The following is a 13,470-nucleotide window of genomic DNA, read 5'->3' on the forward strand; positions in this document are numbered from 1 at the left end:
CATTGACGAACACCACTTTTTGCAACTACATTTAGTTACACGCAGGGAACGCCGTGTCCAAAAATGAAAAGCTGCTCGCCAAACTGCTCAACGAGCGCATGGCCTTTACCTGGCCAGAGCTCGAAACGCTACTCAAGCGTCTTGGCTACACACAGATTGAAGGGGCTGGAAGCCGCGTCAAATTCGACATCGGCGACCCCAGTGCAATGATCACCTTGCACAAGCCTCACCCTGGCAACGAACTGAAACACTACATTCGGCGCCAGATCATCGAACAATTGAAATCAGGAGAACTGATTCAGTGAACAACCAACTGAAACACAACGGCTACATCGGCTCTATCGAAGCCAGCCTCGAAGACAATTGCCTGTTTGGCAAAGTGCTGTTTATCAAGGCGCTGGTCAGCTATGAGGGCAAAACCGTCGCGGAGCTGGACGTGGCCTTTCGAGAGGCCGTGGAAGACTATCTCGCGACGTGCCACACCCTCGGGCAAACACCGGAGAAACCGTGCAAGGGTTCATTCAACGTGCGGGTCGGCCATGACCTGCATCTGGCTGCAGCCCTGGCAGCGACCCGTAAGAAAGTGACGCTCAATGACCTGACGCGCCAGGCGCTGAATGAGTTTTTGCAACATCATTGCGCAGAACCTTCTCCGGCGATCGGCTGATCAGCCCAACCTTCGATAGCCCAGCAGCGCTGAGCCCAGCACCACCGCACCCGCCACCAGCGCCACCCAGAACCCGCTGGTGGCGCCGAAATGGTCGATCATCCAACCCGAGCTGGCGGCCCCAATGGCCACCCCGATACTCAGGCCGGTGATCAACCAGGTCATGCCTTCGGTCAGGCGGCTGGGCGGGACGATCCGCTCCACCAGGGCCATGGACACGATCAGCGTCGGGGCAAAGAACAAGCCTGAGATGAAGATGGCCACGGCCAGCCCGGGGATATTTGTCACCAGCAACAACGGCAAGGTGGTCAACGCCGTCGCCACGCCGCAGAACAGAAACTGGCGGGGCAACGGCGCCTTGAGCTTGAGCGTGCCGAACGCCAACCCCGCCAGGCACGAGCCAATGGCATACACCGAAAGCACGATGCTCGCCGCCGCCGGTTGGCCTTGATGCTGGGCGAATGCGACGCTGACCACGTCCACCACGCCGACAATCACGCCCATGGCCAGCAACAGGATCATCAGGATCAGTACCGACGGTGAGGCGATCAGCCAGCGGCCGTGATGGTCCTGATGTTCATGCACCGGCGGCTCAGTTGCGCGTTGCAGCACGAAGGTGGTCACCCCCACCGCCAACAGCAGCGCTGCCACCAAGGGTCCGGCTTGCGGGAACAGCACCACACTCAGGCCCACCGAGATCGGCGGGCCGATGATGAAACAGACCTCGTCGAGCACCGACTCAAGGGCAAACGCGGTCTGCAACTTGGGCTGGCCGCGGTACAACTCGGTCCAGCGCGCCCGCACCATGGCCGACATATTGGGCATGCAACCGGCCAGGGCGGCGAACACAAACAATGTCCAGCTTGGCGCCTGCAACCAGGTGCACAACAGCAACAGCAACAACGCCCCACCGCCAATCAGCGCCGCTATCGGCAGCACCCTGCCCTGGCTGTAGCGATCCACTAACCGCGAAACCTGCGGCGCACAAAACGCCGTGGCCAAGGCAAACACCGCCGCCACCGCGCCCGCCAGGCCAAAGCCGCCATGCACTTGCGACAGCATGGTGATCAGGCCGATACCGGTCATCGATATCGGCATGCGCGCAAGCATGCCGGCCAGTACAAAAGCCCGGCTGCCAGGGGCGTGGAACAATTCGGCGTAGGGATTTGCCATCCTGCTTGACCTCTTCCTCAAGACCTTGAAGCTTGCTATCGGCAGGCATCAAGGCAAAATACATACGGTGCGTATGTGGCAAAATCATGCGTAACATACGCGGCGTATGTCAAACCCTCAAACACCCTCGCGAGCCCACCCCATGAGCCGAGCCCGTGCCGAAATAATCGAAGAAACCCGCGCCCGCCTGATCGCCAGCGCCCGCCAAGCCTTCGCCACACAGGGCTATGCCAACACGTCGATGGACGACTTCACCGCGCGCGCCGGCCTGACCCGTGGTGCGTTGTACCATCACTTTGGTGACAAGAAAGGCCTGTTGGCCGCCGTGGTCGCCCAACTCGACAGCGAAATGGACGCGCGACTGCAGCACATCACCGATCAGGCCCAGGACCCGTGGGAAGGTTTTCGCGAACGCTGCCGAACGTATTTGCGCATGGCCCAGGACGACGAAATCCAACGCATCGTTTTGCAGGATGCGCCGGCCGTGCTCGGCGATACCGGGTCGCAGCAACACTGCGTCGCGTCGCTGTGCCAGTTGCTTGAGGGCTTGATGCAGGCCGGAGCCATCGAACAGGGCCCCAGCGTCGCGCTGGCGCAATTGATCAATGGCAGCCTGGTCAACACCGCGCTGTGGATCGCCCGCGATGAACACCCGGGCGACCGTTTGGAGCAAGGCTTGCAGGGTCTGGAGTTACTGCTGCGCGGCTTGAAGCAATAAGCCCGCGCTACACCAGCCGCTTGATCTGCTTGTGCCGCCACACCAGCCGGTAATACGCAGTCTGCAGCGCCAGCATCGCCAGGTAGGTCACCGGAAACGCCATCCACACACCTTGCAGGCCGAAGTGCGCATTGAGCACATACGCCATCGGCAGCTCCACACACAGCACGCAGAAAATCGAGATAGCGACCGGCATCAGCACCACGCCGCTGGCGCGCATGATCCCGCCCACTACCGCCTGGAAGCCAAAGACCAAAACGCTCCAGAGCATAATGTGCAGCAGGTGCTCGGCATTAAGCCGCGCGGCGTCGTCGGTGATGAACAGCCCCAGCAGCCAGTGCGACAACAGGTAGCCGAGCACAATCAATCCACCGGTCAGGCAGGTGTTGATCAACAGGCCGGTGCGCAGGATCGGCCCGATTCGCTCCAGGCGCCCGGCGCCAATCGCCTGGGCGCCGAGGATCGAAGCGGTAATGGCAATCGACAGCGCCGGGAACTGCACGTAATTGACGATCTGCGTCACCGCGCCATACGCCGCCGTGGCCTGGGAACCGTGGCTGTTGACCAGCGCAAGAATGACCAATTCGGACAGCGACAACACCACCATCTGCAAGCCGGTCGGCAAGCCGATGCGCAGCACTTTGCCGAGGATCGCCCGGTCCAGGCGCAAGGCAGCCAGCAATTCACGGTCCGGCGCCATCACATGGTTCTTGTGGCGCAGGCGCAGGATCAAAAACAGCATCGCCGAGGCATTACCGACCAGCCCCGCGTACACCGCGCTCTGGATGCCCATGGGCGGCAGGCCGATCCAGCCACGAATCAGCGCCGGCGTCAGCAACAGGCCGATCAGGGTCGAGACCATCAGCGCCAGCAGCGGCGAGATCGTGTCACTGACGCCGCGCAGCAACTGGGTGTAGAGGATGAAGACCAACAGCAGCGGCATGATCAGCATCATCACCTGGGCATAACCCACGGCATCGTCGAGCACATCCATCGGGGTGCCCAGCGCCTGCAGGGCCGGGCGCGCGAACAGGCTGCCGAGCACCGCCGCGATCAGGCCTACCAGCGCGCCAAGGGTCAGCGTCGCACCGGTGATCACCTTCACCATTCCGGTTTCCTGCGCGCCCCAGGCCTGGCCGATCAGCACCGAAGCGCCCGCCCCCAGGCCGATCACCAGGGCAATAAAGAAAAACACGATGGGAAACATCCCCGACACCGCCGCCAGTGCCTGGGTGCCGAGCATTTGCCCGACATAGATGCCGTTGAGGGTGCCGGAAAAGCTTTGCAGAAAATTGGACAGCACCATCGGTGCCAAAAAAATCAGGTAGATCTGCCACAACGGCCGTTGCTGAGTGACTTCCATGGTCGTTCGAGTCCCGGAATTATTGTTAGACGGGGAAAGCATTGCGCGACAGCCAGGCCAGGTACGTCTGCACATCCTTCGGCCAGTGCCCGATCTTGCTGGCGAAGGCCGCCGCATCTTCAGCGAACAATGCCCGCGAGGCGTCTTCAAACCCAGGCAGGTCGCCGCCGATGGCGCTCATGAAACGATAGCTGGCTTCCTTGGCCTGGCGCGCCTGATCACGGCCAGCGCTGGCATTTCGCGCGTCATCCACCAACCGGCGCAAGGCCGCCGAGGCGCCGCCGGGTTGTTGGCCCAGCCATTCCCAGTGGCGCGGCAGCAGCGTGACTTCCCGCGCGACCACACCCAGCTTCGGGCGGCCCACCGTTGGGGTTGCGGGAGGCTCTTCGTCGATTGCTGTGTCTGCGGGTTGCTCGGGCACATAACCGCCAGGCCATGGGTAATCGACTTGGGCGCCGGTGGCGTCATCAAAGACCAGGAAGGTGCCGGCTGTCAGGTCCAGCCCTGCCAGGGTTTCGGCCACCGCCGAATAGGCGCCGGCCGCCACGCGCTGGTGACGGAAGAAGGCAGTGCACAGCGATGTATGTTGCGTAGGCATGGCTTATTACCCGGATGTTATTTGTTTTACCCGGATCATATTAGCCCTAATTGGTCAGCATGCAAGGCTATTGTCGCGAAACGTCCAAGTGTTCACCCCGCACCGCTACTCGCATCCCTTGCACAGCAGGATCGCGCAGCAAGCACTCCGCGATCGCCGGCTCCAGCTCCACCCGTACACGGCGGCCCAGCGCACGCGCGCCAAACCGTGCGTCGTGCTGGCGACACAACCATGCCCGCGCCGACGCATCCATGCTTAATGAGCGCTGGTGCGCCGCCAGACGCTGGTTGAGCTTCTCCAGCTCCACGTCCAGCAGCGCATCAAGCCAGCGCTTGTCGAGGGGTTCGAACATCAGGATACGGTCGATGCGGTTGAGAAACTCCGGCTCGAAATGCCCGTGCAACGCCTCTTCCAACACCGCCGCTTCGCCCCGCACAAATACCCGCAGCAGCCGCCGCCAGCCCTGGGCGAAGCGTTGGCGATGACGACGCGCCTGGTGCGCGCCGATGTTGCTGGTCATGAAAATCAGGCTGTTACGAAAATCCAGGGTGCGCGTGCCACCCGCCAGGGTCAGTTGGCCGTTATCAAGAATGCCCAGCAGGCTGCGCACCACCTCCTGGCTGGCTTTTTCCAGTTCATCGAACAACACGATGCCAGGGCGGCTGTAGCTGCCCTGGATCAATTCGCTGTTGAACAGGCTGATGCCTTCCTTGCTGCCCACGTACCCCGGCGGCGCGCCGGTCAGCGCGGCGGCGTAATGCTCCTGGGCCAGGGTGTGCATGTCGATGCGGCAAAACCCGTCGGCCCGGCCATGCAGCGCCTGGGCCAGCAGGCGCACGATTTCGGTTTTGCCCACGCCGGTCGGGCCCATGAACAGGTTGACGCTCAATGGCCGATCGCGCTCGCCGATATCGGCCTTGACCACCTTGAGCAGCCGCTCCACCTGCGCCAGCGCCGCCTCCTGGCCAACGATGCGACTGCGCAACAGCGCCATCACCTGCGCCGGTTCAAAGGTAAACCGCATGCCCTACTCCACCCCTTTTTCTTTGCCGCCATGGGGCAGTTGCCCCACCGGGCACTCGGCGACACCCACGGTGCTGCGGGTGATTTTTTCGACATTCTCCTGAGCCTTTTGCGCGTCCAGCACCCAGGTGCGGTAGAACTCGAACGGGCAGTCCGCCACGCCCTTGTCGCCATCGCCCGAGGCATGCATGCCGGTATAGCCACGGTGCAGCAACTTGAACAGGTGGTTCTGCGACTGGTCGTTGGCCCGCGCATCGCGAATCTGCGACACCGACAGTTGCGCGTACTGGATGCCCATCTCTTCCTCGCCGCACTCACCCAGGGTGCGCCCGTCAAAGCCGATGATCGCCGAGTGGCCGAAGTACGAATACACCCCATCGAACCCCGCCGCGTTGGCCACTGCCACATAGCAGTTATTCGCCCAGGCCATGCTCTTGGACATCTGCACCTGCTGATCCTTGGCCGGGTACATATAACCCTGACAGCGCACGATCAACTCGGCGCCCTTCATCGCGCAGTCGCGCCAGATCTCCGGGTAATTGCCGTCGTCGCAGATAATCAGGCTGATCTTCATGCCCTTGGGCCCGTCGCACACATAGGTGCGGTCACCCGGATACCAACCCTCGATGGGGCACCAGGGGATGCACTTGCGGTAGCGCTGCACGATTTCGCCGAGGTTATTGATCAGCACCAGCGTGTTGTACGGCGCCTTGTGCGGGTGCTCCTCGTGGCGCTCGCCGGTCAGGGAAAATACGCCCCAGGTGTTTGCCTGGCGGCACGCTGCCGAGAAAATCGCCGTCTCTTCGCCGGGGATGCTCGCGGCCGTGGCCATCATCTCGTCGTGGTCGTACATGATGCCCATGGTGCTGTATTCGGGGAACACCACCAGGTCCATGCCGGGCAAGCCCTGCTTCATCCCGAGGATAATCCCGGCGATTTTCTTCGCGTTGTCGATGACCTCGGCCTTGGAATGCAGGCGCGGCATCTTGTAGTTCACCACCGCGACACCGACGGTGTCCGGGCTGCTGGAAATGTCGCCATGACGCATAACATCACTCCTGGTCTAGTGACTGATCATCCACGGCCGTGGCCCGGTCCTGGTCTTGAGGCCCAAGGGGTTGGCCTTGCTCGGCTCGACTTTCTTGCGGGTGCCGCAGCAGCTGCAACCGGCCGGATGTTTGCGGCTTTGCTGGTATTCGCCGACGGTTTGCGGCGCATGGGCGCTGCGCTCGTTGCCGGCGATAGCCTTGCGCTGGTTGGCCGACAGCGTTTGCAGTGCCGGGGCCGAGACCCTGAGCGGACCGCCCGGCCCTTCGCAGTACGGGCACTGGCTGGGCTCGTTGCGCTGGGCGATGGGCCGCAACATCGTGAACGTGCCGCAGGTGTCACAGGCATATTCGTAGGTCGGCATGGCTACAGGTCCGGGGCAATGGGCAGGTCGACGCTGCCGTCGAGGAACTGGGTGGGGCCGTTGGCATTGGGGTTGATGTCGAACTCGAAGATTTCCGTCGGCAGCCACAAGGTCGCGCAGGCATTCGGAATATCCACCACACCGCTGATATGCCCCTGCACCGGCGCCGAGCCGAGCAAGGCATAGCCCTGGGCCGGCGAGTAGCCGAATTTGGTCAGGTAGTTGATCGCATTCAGGCAGGCCTGGCGGTAGGCGACGTTGACGTCCAGGTAGTGCTGCTGGCCCTGTTCGTCCACCGAGATGCCTTCGAAGATCAGGTAATTCTTGTAGTTCGGCGTGATCGGGCTGGGCTTGAACACCGGGTTCTTGATCCCGTATTTGGCCATGCCGCCCTTGATCAGCTCGACCTTCATGTGCACCCAGCCGGCCATTTCGATGGCGCCGCAAAATGTGATTTCGCCGTCGCCCTGGCTGAAGTGCAGGTCACCCACCGACAACCCGGCACCGTTGACATAGACCGGGAAAAAAATCTTCGAACCGCGCGACAGGTCCTTGATATCGCAGTTACCGCCATGCTCACGCGGCGGCACCGTGCGCGCGCCGGTCGCAGCCGCATCGTCACGGGCCTGGCCCTTGAGCTTGCCCATGTGCGCGGTGGCGGCCAGTGGCGCATTGGCCAGCGGCGGCATGCGGGTCGGGTTGGTATCGATCAGTTCCTGCTCGCGGCGGTTCCAGTCGGCGAGCATCACCGGGTCGGGCAGGCAGCCGATCAGGCCGGGGTGGATCAGGCCGGCAAAGTTAACCCCCGGAATGTGCCGCGAACGGGTGAACATGCCTTTGAAATCCCAGATGGCTTTTTGTGCGCTGGGGAAATGATCGGTGAGAAAACCGCCGCCGTTCTGCCGTGAGAAGAAGCCGTTGAAGCCCCATTGCGAATCCGCCTTGGCGCCGATATCGAGCAAGTCCACCACCAACAAATCACCCGGCTCGGCGCCGTGCACACCCACCGGGCCTGACAGGTAATGCACGGTGGACAGGTCCACGTCGCGCACGTCACTGGCGTCATCGTTGTTCTTGATCGCGCCGGCGGTCCAGTCGTAGGTTTCCAGAATGAAGTCATCGCCGGGCTTCACCCAGCACGCCATCGGGATATCCGGGTGCCAGCGGTTATGGATATTTTCGTTTTCAGTGACGGGCTGGTTGAGGTCGACTTTGATCAGCGTTTCGGTCATGGACTGGCTCCTGAGCGGATGGTCTGGTGCGTGGAATCCAGTCTCGGGGAGCCAGGGAAAACCGGAAATACGTTGGATGACGTATGAGATTTTCAAAGCAGACACAAAACAACTGTGGGAGCGGGCTTGCTCGCGAAAGCGGTGTGTCAGTTAACAGATAAGTCGACTGGTACACCGCTTTCGCGAGCAAGCCCGCTCCCACATTAGAACTGTGTTGTTTTAGACAGACAGGTAGCGGCTGATGGTCGCTTCATCCACGCGGTCGCGGGTCTCTTCGATCACGAAGCGGCCCTTCTCGATCACCAGAAAGCGGTCGGCAATCTCCAGGGTGAACGACAGCACCTGTTCGGACACCACGATGGTCAAATCGCGCAGGTTGCGAATCTCTTTGAGCGTGCGCGCAATGTCCTTGATGATCGACGGCTGGATGCCCTCCGTCGGCTCGTCGAGCAACAACACCTTGGGGTTGGTCGCCAGCGCCCGCGCAATCGCCAACTGCTGTTGCTGCCCGCCGGACAGGTTGCCGCCCTTGCGCGACTGCATGTCATGCAGCACCGGAAACAGCGCATACAAATCCTCCGGCACCTTGCCGCGGGCCGACGCTGGCAACCCGGTCTGGATATTTTCCAGCACCGTCATGCTCGGGAAAATCATGCGGCCCTGGGGCACATAGGCAATCCCGCGCGCCACCCGCTCATGGGTTTCCAGCGCCGACACATCGTGCCCGTCCACACTGACCTGGCCTTGCCACTGCGGCAGAATGCCCATCAGGCTCTTGAACAGCGTGGTCTTGCCCATGCCATTGCGGCCCATCACCGCGACGATCTCGCGCTTGGCCACGTTCAGTTGCAGATCGTGCAGGATCTGGCTCTGCCCGTAACCACAGGACAACTGGTCGATCTTGAACATGCCGGATTCCTCAGTGGCCCAAATACACTTCAATGACTTTCGGGTTGCTTTGCACCGACTCCATGCTGCCCTCGGCCAGCACCTTGCCCTGGTGCAGCACCGTGACTTTATGCGCGATGCTTTTGACGAACTCCATGTCGTGCTCGATCACCAGCACCGAGCGGCCCTGGCTGATGCGGTTGAGCAATTCGGCGGTTTGCGCGCGCTCATTCACGCTCATGCCTGCCACCGGCTCGTCGAGCATCAGCAACTCCGGGTCCTGCATCAGCAACATGCCGATTTCCAGCCACTGCTTTTGCCCGTGGGACAGCAGGTCGGCCTGTTGCTGCAATAAATCCCCGAGAAAAATCTCTCTAGCCACCTCCTCGACCCGCGCAACCACCTGAGCGCTGCGCTTGAAAAACAGCGCGCCCCACACCTTGCGCCCGGCGGGATAAGACATCTCGAGGTTTTCAAACACCGTGAGGTTTTCGTAGATCGACGGGTTCTGGAACTTGCGCCCCACGCCGGCGCGCACGATGTTGTACTCGCGCATCTTAGTCAGTTCCTGGCCGTCGAACTGGATGCTGCCGCTGGTAGCGCGGGTTTTGCCGCAGATCAGGTCGAGCACCGTGGTCTTGCCGGCGCCATTGGGGCCGATGACCACGCGCACTTCATTGCGGTCGATGTACAGGTTGAGGTTGTCGACCGCCTTGAAGCCGTCGAACGACACGGTGAGGCCTTCAATGGCCAACACCGGTTTTTTCATTTCAAAGCCGACGGCGGTCATGGCTGGGTCTCCAGGATGTTGCTTTTAGTCTTGGGTTTAACCGCCGGACTCACCGGGGGCGCCGCCACGGGTGTGCGCCGCAGCAGTCTGGCCAATGCCTGGCGACCGTGGCTGTCCCACAACCCAGCCAGGCCATTGGGGAAATACATGACCACGGCGATAAACAGCCCGCCCATCAGGTACAGCCATAATTCAGGAAAGGACTCGGAAAAGTAGGTCTTGCCGTAGTTCACCAGCAGCGCGCCATACACCGCGCCGAGCAGTGACATGCGCCCGCCCACCGCGGCGAAAATCACCATCTCGATTGACGGCACGATGCCCACGAACGACGGCGACATAAAGCCCACCTGCAGGGCAAACATCGCCCCGCCAATCGCCGAAAACGCGGCGGCCACGCAGAACACAAAGATCTTGAAACTGGCCACGTCGTAGCCGGAAAACCGCACACGCTCTTCTTTGTCGCGCATCGCCATCAGCAGCCGGCCCAGCTTGGACGCGAGGATAAAACGGCCGATAAAGATGCAGCCGAACAGCAAGCCGGCGTTGATGAAGTACAGGATCATTTTCGCGCTGTCGGTGCGCAGGTCCCAGCCCAGCAGGGTCTTGAGGTCGGTGATGCCGTTGACGCCACCGGTCAGCCCTTGCTGGCCGACGATCAGCACGGTAAGGATCAGCGCAATCGCCTGGGTGACGATGGAGAAATACACATCGCCCACGCGCCGCTTGAACAGCGCCATACCGATGATGAACGCCAGCAGCACCGGCACCGCAATCACCGCTACCAGCGTGAAGCTGAAACTGTGAAACGGCTGCCACAGCCAGGGCAGTTCGGTGATCTGGTTCCAGTCCATGAAGTCCGGGATGCCCGGTGTGGATTGGATCTTGGTGCTCTCGGGGTCGGAGGCTTCCAGCTTGAGGAACATCGCCATGCAGTAACCGCCGACGCCGAAGAAAACACCCTGCCCCAGGCTGAGAATGCCGCCATAGCCCCAGCACAGCACCAGGCCCACGGCGACAAACGCATAGGTCAGGTATTTGCCGACCATGTTCAGGCGGAACGCGTCCAGGGTCAGGGGAAATACCACCAGTACCAGCAATGCCAACAACACGATACCAATCAGATTTTGCTGGCCGCCCAGCAGCTTGTCTAAAGCCTTCATCTGCTCGCCTCTACTTGCGCACTTTGATGGAGAACAACCCTTGCGGGCGCAGCATCAGGATCAGAATGACCGAGGACAACGTGAGTACCTTGGCCATCGAGCCACTGAGGAAAAACTCCGACAGCGATTGGGTCTGGGCGATCACGAACGCCGAGGCGATGGTGCCGAACAGGCTCTGCGCGCCGCCGAACACCACCACCAGGAAGGTGTCGACGATGTACTGCGAACCCGCCGTCGGCCCGGTGGAGCCAATGGTGGTAAACGCCGCGCCCGCGACACCGGCCACGCCGCAGCCGAGGGCGAAGGTCATGCGGTCGACCTTGCGCGTATTGATGCCCACCGCGCGGCTCATCAGGCGGTTCTGCACCGTGGCGCGCACCTGCAGGCCCCAGCGCGAGCGGTACAGCATCAGGAAGATCGCGGCGGTCAGCAGCAGGGTCAGGCCCATCATGAACAGGCCGTTGCGCGGGATCTCGATGGCATCGGTGAAATTCACCGAGCCCATCAGCCAGGCCGGCGGTTCGGCGCTGACTTCACGCGCGCCGAACACCGAGCGAAAGGTTTGCTGCATCACCAGGGACAACCCCCAGGTGGCAAGCAAGGTGTCCAGCGGACGCTTGTACAACCGGCTGATCATCGCCCACTCCACCAGCCAGCCAATGGCACCGGCAACGAGGAATGACAGGGCAATGGCAACGAAGAAGTAATAGGGTTGAAAGCTTGGCGCAAAGTGCGCGGTAAGGCTGGAACACACGTAGGTGGTGTAGGCGCCGATGGTCAGGAACTCGCCGTGGGCCATGTTGATCACGCCCATCTGGCCAAAAATGATCGCCAGCCCCAATGCCATCAGCAACAGCACGCAGAACACGGACAAACCGTTGAACCCCTGCATCGCCGCGATGGCTCCAAATTCCGATAGCCATTCCATGATGATGGTCTCCTACAGAGAGATGAAATGCAGGCTTGTGCCGTTTTGCCTTATGTGGGAAGGGGCTTGCCGCGATGAGGGTGGGTCAGCTTATAAAGCTGTGGCTGACCCACGGCTATCGGGGGCAAGCCGCCTCCCACAGTTTGAAACTCCGTGTGCCTGGGGGTTATTGGTAACCCTTGGGAAACGGGTTCGGCTCGATCAGATCCGACTCGTAGATCACCTTGAACTGCCCGTTGGGCTGCACTTCGCCGATGCGCGACTTGCTCCACAGGTGATGGTTCTCGTGGATCTTCACGTAGCCTTCCGGCGTGTTTTTCAGCTCGATGCCAGGGCTTGCCGCCACGACTTTATCCACGTCGAAACTGCCGGCCTTCTCCACCGCCGCTTTCCACAACCAAGGGCCGAGGTACGCCGCCTGGGTCACGTCGCCGATGACCGCGTCCTTGCCGTACTTGGCCTTGAAGGCTTCGACGAAGGCTTTGTTGTTCGGGTTGTCCAGGCTCTGGAAGTACTTCATCGAGGCGTAGAAGCCGGCCATGTTTTCGCCGCCGATGCCGAGCAACTCGTCTTCGGTGACCGACAGGGTGAGCAGGGTTTGTTTGGACGAATTCACACCCGCCGCATTGAGTTGCTTGTAGAACGCCACGTTGGAGCCGCCGACCACGGCCGCAAACACCACGTCCGGCTTCTTCAGCTTGACCTTGTTGATCAACGAGCCGAACTGAGTGTTGCCCAGCGGGTAGTAGTCTTCGCCGACCACGGTGCCGTGCAGCACGTTCTCAATGTGCTTGCGCGCGATCTTCATCGAGGTGCGTGGCCAGATGTAGTCCGAGCCGACCAGGTAGAAGGTCTTGGCGCCCTTGGTCTTGGCGATCCAGTCAAGGCTGGCGAGGATTTGCTGGGTGGCTTCCTGGCCGGTGTAGATGACGTTTTTCGACTGTTCCAGGCCTTCATAGAAGGTCGGGTAGTAGAGCAAGCCGTTTTCTTTCTCGAAGATCGGCAGCACGGCTTTGCGTGAAGCCGACGTCCAGCAGCCGAACACGGCGGCAACCTTGTCGTTGACCAGCAGCTTCTTGGCTTTTTCGGCAAAGGTCGGCCAGTCGGAGGCGCCGTCTTCCTGGATCACTTTGATCTGGCGTCCCAGGATCCCGCCCGAAGCGTTGATCTGTTCGATAGCCAGGCGCTCAGCCTGGATCGAGCCGGTCTCGGAAATCGCCATGGTGCCGGTGGCCGAGTGCAACTGGCCGACGGTGACTTCGGTAGGGGTCACGGCCAGGCCTTCGTTATCGGCCAGCGCGCCCTGGCTGAACAGAGCGGCCGCCAGTAAGGACAAGGCCAACAGCGGTGTGGAGCGGATCAATCGTGGTGCCATGGGGCGACTCCTCTGCAATGAGGGGTTCAGCATGGCGGCAGCCGGCCATCGCGGGTATACGCAGCCTGACGTAACGGTGTACGTCATTTGACGTATGCCGTTGCGCACTGTTTCAGGGCAAGTTGTGGCGAGCGGGCTTGCCCC

Annotated in this window: 15 protein-coding genes; 3 read left to right on the top strand and 12 right to left on the bottom strand. The window is 61.4% G+C overall.

Features of this window, described 5'->3' with window-relative positions; translation table 11 throughout:
* Positions 1-53: 53 nt before the first annotated feature.
* Positions 54-305 (top strand): type II toxin-antitoxin system HicA family toxin, encoded by a 252-nt coding sequence (locus tag NTD89_RS00930; protein ID WP_262206135.1) that lies wholly within the window; start codon positions 54-56, stop codon positions 303-305.
* Positions 302-667 (top strand): type II toxin-antitoxin system HicB family antitoxin, encoded by a 366-nt coding sequence (locus tag NTD89_RS00935; protein ID WP_145165728.1) that lies wholly within the window; start codon positions 302-304, stop codon positions 665-667. The genes NTD89_RS00930 and NTD89_RS00935 overlap by 4 nt, the downstream gene beginning before the upstream one ends.
* Here NTD89_RS00935 and NTD89_RS00940 read toward each other — a convergent pair whose 3' ends face one another.
* Positions 668-1,840, bottom strand: coding sequence for an MFS transporter (locus tag NTD89_RS00940; protein ID WP_262206136.1), 1,173 nt, complete (start codon positions 1,838-1,840; stop codon positions 668-670). It lies immediately after the preceding gene.
* Positions 1,841-1,982: 142 nt separating this feature from the next.
* On the opposite strand from NTD89_RS00940, the gene NTD89_RS00945 reads away from it, so the two are divergent.
* Complete coding sequence (locus NTD89_RS00945) at positions 1,983-2,558, top strand: TetR/AcrR family transcriptional regulator (protein ID WP_262206137.1); 576 nt, start codon at positions 1,983-1,985, stop codon at positions 2,556-2,558.
* Between the two features lie 7 nt (positions 2,559-2,565).
* On the opposite strand, the gene NTD89_RS00950 is transcribed toward NTD89_RS00945, so the two are convergent.
* The 11 genes from NTD89_RS00950 to urtA form a co-directional block, all read right to left on the bottom strand.
* Positions 2,566-3,921 carry an MATE family efflux transporter gene (locus NTD89_RS00950; protein ID WP_242198400.1) on the bottom strand — a complete coding sequence of 452 codons (1,356 nt, stop codon included), beginning with the start codon at positions 3,919-3,921 and terminating at the stop codon, positions 2,566-2,568.
* Positions 3,922-3,946: 25 nt separating this feature from the next.
* Entirely contained in the window at positions 3,947-4,519 is a 573-nt protein-coding gene (locus NTD89_RS00955; RefSeq protein ID WP_262206138.1) for a DUF2239 family protein, read from the bottom strand.
* A gap of 67 nt (positions 4,520-4,586) precedes the next feature.
* Entirely contained in the window at positions 4,587-5,543 is a 957-nt protein-coding gene (locus tag NTD89_RS00960; RefSeq protein WP_262206139.1) for an AAA family ATPase, read from the bottom strand.
* A 3-nt stretch (positions 5,544-5,546) separates the two neighbouring features.
* Positions 5,547-6,590 (bottom strand): aliphatic amidase, encoded by a 1,044-nt coding sequence (locus NTD89_RS00965; protein ID WP_262206140.1) that lies wholly within the window; start codon positions 6,588-6,590, stop codon positions 5,547-5,549.
* A 15-nt stretch (positions 6,591-6,605) separates the two neighbouring features.
* The gene (locus NTD89_RS00970; RefSeq protein WP_145165735.1) at positions 6,606-6,953 is read right to left on the bottom strand and encodes an FmdB family zinc ribbon protein; all 348 of its coding nucleotides are present in this window, start codon (positions 6,951-6,953) and stop codon (positions 6,606-6,608) included.
* 2 nt (positions 6,954-6,955) lie between these two features.
* On the bottom strand, positions 6,956-8,185 hold the full coding sequence (gene fmdA, locus NTD89_RS00975) for a formamidase (protein WP_262206141.1): 1,230 nt from the start codon (positions 8,183-8,185) through the stop codon (positions 6,956-6,958).
* Between the two features lie 219 nt (positions 8,186-8,404).
* Complete coding sequence (gene urtE, locus NTD89_RS00980; RefSeq protein ID WP_145165737.1) at positions 8,405-9,094, bottom strand: urea ABC transporter ATP-binding subunit UrtE; 690 nt, start codon at positions 9,092-9,094, stop codon at positions 8,405-8,407.
* 10 nt (positions 9,095-9,104) lie between these two features.
* On the bottom strand, positions 9,105-9,863 hold the full coding sequence (urtD, locus tag NTD89_RS00985; RefSeq protein WP_177018230.1) for an urea ABC transporter ATP-binding protein UrtD: 759 nt from the start codon (positions 9,861-9,863) through the stop codon (positions 9,105-9,107).
* Positions 9,860-11,023, bottom strand: coding sequence for an urea ABC transporter permease subunit UrtC (gene urtC / locus NTD89_RS00990; RefSeq protein ID WP_262206142.1), 1,164 nt, complete (start codon positions 11,021-11,023; stop codon positions 9,860-9,862). The genes urtD and urtC overlap by 4 nt, the downstream gene beginning before the upstream one ends.
* A 10-nt stretch (positions 11,024-11,033) precedes the next feature.
* On the bottom strand, positions 11,034-11,951 hold the full coding sequence (gene urtB / locus NTD89_RS00995; protein ID WP_177410123.1) for an urea ABC transporter permease subunit UrtB: 918 nt from the start codon (positions 11,949-11,951) through the stop codon (positions 11,034-11,036).
* 166 nt (positions 11,952-12,117) lie between these two features.
* Entirely contained in the window at positions 12,118-13,326 is a 1,209-nt protein-coding gene (gene urtA, locus NTD89_RS01000) for an urea ABC transporter substrate-binding protein (RefSeq protein ID WP_262206143.1), read from the bottom strand.
* Positions 13,327-13,470: the final 144 nt, after the last annotated feature.

Origin of the sequence: Pseudomonas sp. 14P_5.3_Bac1 (genome assembly GCF_025466135.1) — a bacterium.
In the GTDB taxonomy this organism is placed as follows: domain Bacteria; phylum Pseudomonadota; class Gammaproteobacteria; order Pseudomonadales; family Pseudomonadaceae; genus Aquipseudomonas.

Coding starts and splice junctions, on each gene's coding strand:
- NTD89_RS00940 (WP_262206136.1), bottom strand. CDS start 1,840: ATGGCAAATCCCTACGCCGAATTGTTCCACGCCCCTGGCAGCCGGGCT.
- NTD89_RS00945 (WP_262206137.1), top strand. CDS start 1,983: ATGAGCCGAGCCCGTGCCGAAATAATCGAAGAAACCCGCGCCCGCCTG.
- NTD89_RS00950 (WP_242198400.1), bottom strand. CDS start 3,921: ATGGAAGTCACTCAGCAACGGCCGTTGTGGCAGATCTACCTGATTTTT.
- NTD89_RS00955 (WP_262206138.1), bottom strand. CDS start 4,519: ATGCCTACGCAACATACATCGCTGTGCACTGCCTTCTTCCGTCACCAG.
- NTD89_RS00960 (WP_262206139.1), bottom strand. CDS start 5,543: ATGCGGTTTACCTTTGAACCGGCGCAGGTGATGGCGCTGTTGCGCAGT.
- NTD89_RS00965 (WP_262206140.1), bottom strand. CDS start 6,590: ATGCGTCATGGCGACATTTCCAGCAGCCCGGACACCGTCGGTGTCGCG.
- NTD89_RS00970 (WP_145165735.1), bottom strand. CDS start 6,953: ATGCCGACCTACGAATATGCCTGTGACACCTGCGGCACGTTCACGATG.
- fmdA (WP_262206141.1), bottom strand. CDS start 8,185: ATGACCGAAACGCTGATCAAAGTCGACCTCAACCAGCCCGTCACTGAA.
- urtE (WP_145165737.1), bottom strand. CDS start 9,094: ATGTTCAAGATCGACCAGTTGTCCTGTGGTTACGGGCAGAGCCAGATC.
- urtD (WP_177018230.1), bottom strand. CDS start 9,863: ATGACCGCCGTCGGCTTTGAAATGAAAAAACCGGTGTTGGCCATTGAA.
- urtC (WP_262206142.1), bottom strand. CDS start 11,023: ATGAAGGCTTTAGACAAGCTGCTGGGCGGCCAGCAAAATCTGATTGGT.
- urtB (WP_177410123.1), bottom strand. CDS start 11,951: ATGGAATGGCTATCGGAATTTGGAGCCATCGCGGCGATGCAGGGGTTC.
- urtA (WP_262206143.1), bottom strand. CDS start 13,326: ATGGCACCACGATTGATCCGCTCCACACCGCTGTTGGCCTTGTCCTTA.